Raw genomic sequence first — 2,515 nt, 5'->3', positions numbered from 1 at the left:
GCATGGCCGGTCCCTCCGTGTGTCGGCACCGCGGGCGTGTTCCCGCGGATGATCCACGTTATACGCGGATTCGGGCCGGCCATCTCATGGTGACTAGACGCAGTGTTCACGTGGGGGGCACGAAGAGTGGAGATTCGAGAGCTCGAGGACGCGCATCGCTCCTGGGCCACGGGGCTTGTCGCAGAACGCTTCGGCTCCCCACGAATCGTCTCTCGCGCCCGACTCCACGACTCGTCGTCCCTCCCAGGACTGGTCGCGTTCATTGATGGAAAGCCGACAGGGCTGCTCCAGTATCGAATCGACGGGGCCGAGTGCGAGATCGTCGTGCTCGTCGCCACAACACGGCGATGCGGAATCGGCACGGCGCTGCTGGACTCGCTCAGCGAACTGGCGCGGGAAGCAGGTTGTCGGCGGATCTGGCTCGTCACCACGAACGACAACCGCACCGCACAGGACTTCTACCGCAAACGCGGTTGGGCTCAGTCCGCGGTCTACCCCGGGGCCGTGCGCGATGCGCGAATCCTCAAGCCGGAGATCCCTTTGATCGGCGAGCAGGGCATACCGGTCGAGGACGAGATCGAGTTTGAATGCGTGGTTTCACGCGTCTAACCTCGGCATCGAGCGGACCGCGCGAGATAGAATCAACATGCGCGGCGCAAACCGGCCGCTCATGCCGTAACACGTTATGCGAACACCCTGCATCCTCAGGTTGACGTGTGTCACGTGACGCGGTACGTTTGACGCATGATCAAGACGTTCGCCGACAAGCAGACCGAGCAATTCTATGTGACGGGCAAGTCACGTCGACTGCCACCGGATATCGCGAGGCGTGGGCTGCGCAAACTCACGGCGATTGACGAGACGCAAGAGGTCGAGTTTCTCAGGGTGCCGCCGGGCAACAGGCTGCATGCGCTGGAAGGGGATCGTGCGGGCCAGTACTCGGTTTCCATCAACGACCAGTGGCGAATCTGCTTCCGGTTCGAGGACGGCGACGCCTACGACGTCGAGATCTGCGACTACCACTAGTGACGAGGTGACCAGACATGAGCATTCCTAACATCAGGCCGCTACAGCGCCGCCCCATCCACCCCGGCGAGATGCTGCGCGAGGACTTCATGCCCGACTATGATCTGAGCGTGAGCGGGCTCGCCTCCGCGCTCGGCGTGTCGCGCCAGTCCGTCAACGAGCTAATTCGCGAGCGTCGCGCCGTGAGTCCCGAGATGGCGCTGCGTCTCGCCAGGCTGTTCGGCAACTCTCCGGAGTTCTGGCTCAACATGCAGCGCTCGGTCGACCTATGGGATGCGCAGGCTGCAATCAAGGATGACGTGCAGCACATCAAGCCGCTCTGTGTCGCATAACCATGGCATCCACCAGACAGCCGCTTTGCGGCTGCAGGTGATGCCAAAGACGTTCGACAGACAGGGCGCTCTGCCAGCCACATGGTTCGCGGGCAGACACCGGAAGCGGGGGCGATGTGAGGCGTTGGCGGCTGCACCAGTTGATCGTCCTGTGCCTCCTTGCCGCTATCGTCAGCGGCTGCAGCACCCACGGTGTCTCAACGGCAGAGGACTCGCCCGAGCCTGAACCGGCCCCCTTGACCTCCGTCCCGGACCTGAACGGCAAGACCCTCAGCGAGGCCTACGATCTCCTCGGCAGCCTGGACACGACCGTCGTCGTGGCTTTCGCGGCCGCAGAGGCCACCGGCGTCGTTCCGGCGCACACGATAGCAGGCGTGCTCAAGCCCGAGCACGTCGCACGGTTCTCGGTCGATGAGCGCACCCTTCCGCTCGCGGAGGTCGCGAAGTCCGGGCAGGACGGGTTCGCGCACTTGATCGTGGGGCAGTCACCGCAGCCTGGTGTGCCGCTGGAAGGGTTGACCAGGATCACCCTCAAGGCGGGCCCACACCCAGGCAGCGCCACGACACTCTGGCTCGAGGGTCATAGAGCCTACGTCGAGAAGAACGGGGCCAGTCCGTGTTTCGACTGCCACAACGAAGAAGCATGTTCGCGCTGCCACACACGGGGAACCGATTGACGTCGACGCCCTGCTCGTCGAACCCCGGCATCGAGCGGACGGTGAGAGCTAGAATCAACATGAATGGCGAAACCCGCCGCTCATGCCGAAACACGTTAGGAAGGGCGCACGGACTCCCGCTGGGGGGGTTGCCATGAGTCCACGGGACCATTTCCTCGAAGTTCCCATCTACCGCATCAGCGAAGCTAGGTTCGCTGAGCAATACGAACGTGACGTGACGAAGTACGTGCAGACCCTCACGGACGAGACTCCCTTGTCTCCGGATCAGATTGCCCGGATTCGTGGCCACTATGCGTACGACTACGGCGGACCGTGGCAGTACAACCAGACCGTGGGCTGGCTGAGGCTCTTTGTGTTGGGATGCGTATTCCGGTCGAAGTCGAACACCGTTCTTGCCGAAGCCGAACACGGTAACGCCGCAAGCCGAACACTGTAACGGCTGAAGCCGAACACCTATTCCAGCTGAAGCCGAACACTTTT

General features: G+C 62.8%; 5 protein-coding genes. All 5 read left to right on the top strand.

Features of this window, described 5'->3' with window-relative positions; all coding sequences use genetic code 11:
• Positions 1-126: 126 nt before the first annotated feature.
• The gene (locus tag Q8K99_11790; protein MDP2183235.1) at positions 127-609 is read left to right on the top strand and encodes a GNAT family N-acetyltransferase; all 483 of its coding nucleotides are present in this window, start codon (positions 127-129) and stop codon (positions 607-609) included.
• 135 nt (positions 610-744) lie between these two features.
• Positions 745-1,026: a type II toxin-antitoxin system RelE/ParE family toxin gene (locus tag Q8K99_11785; GenBank protein ID MDP2183234.1), complete on the top strand. Its 282-nt coding sequence runs from the start codon at positions 745-747 to the stop codon at positions 1,024-1,026.
• 17 nt (positions 1,027-1,043) lie between these two features.
• Entirely contained in the window at positions 1,044-1,358 is a 315-nt protein-coding gene (locus tag Q8K99_11780) for a HigA family addiction module antitoxin (protein ID MDP2183233.1), read from the top strand.
• A gap of 116 nt (positions 1,359-1,474) precedes the next feature.
• Complete coding sequence (locus tag Q8K99_11775) at positions 1,475-2,035, top strand: hypothetical protein (protein ID MDP2183232.1); 561 nt, start codon at positions 1,475-1,477, stop codon at positions 2,033-2,035.
• A gap of 133 nt (positions 2,036-2,168) precedes the next feature.
• Positions 2,169-2,471, top strand: a complete 303-nt coding sequence (locus Q8K99_11770; GenBank protein MDP2183231.1) for a hypothetical protein — start codon at positions 2,169-2,171, stop codon at positions 2,469-2,471.
• The last annotated feature ends 44 nt before the right edge of the window (positions 2,472-2,515 follow it).

The sequence above is a fragment of the Actinomycetota bacterium genome (assembly GCA_030682655.1).
Taxonomy (GTDB): Bacteria; Actinomycetota; Coriobacteriia; order Anaerosomatales; family JAUXNU01; genus JAUXNU01.
This window is presented reverse-complemented; position numbering and strand designations above follow the sequence as displayed.